The following is a 301-nucleotide window of genomic DNA, read 5'->3' on the forward strand; positions in this document are numbered from 1 at the left end:
TTTGCTATCCGCACTTTAAGTAGTGAATCCAAAGCATATGTTTTAGGTAGCCTAACCGATACCCTGCCTTATATAAAACTCGCACCTCATATTTTAGAAAAACAAATAGACGGTCTGTTCTGCACCGATGGCATGTTGCATTATAACCGTAAGCGTCATCAATTAATTTACCTGTATTACTACCGTAATCAATACATCCTTATGGATACCCTCCTTAATATTGTTCACAAAGGCAATACTATTGACACTAATCGTGTGGCTAAAATAAACCCTGTTAAAATCCAATCTCAATCAACCAAAG

1 pseudogene is annotated in these 301 nt (G+C 36.5%); it reads left to right on the forward strand.

What is annotated here, in order from left to right:
- Positions 1-301 (forward strand): annotated as a pseudogene (locus KI686_RS16310) (MauE/DoxX family redox-associated membrane protein); the annotation flags it as partial.

The sequence above is a fragment of the Polaribacter sargassicola genome, assembly GCF_021991835.1.
Taxonomy (GTDB): Bacteria; Bacteroidota; Bacteroidia; order Flavobacteriales; family Flavobacteriaceae; genus Polaribacter; species Polaribacter sargassicola.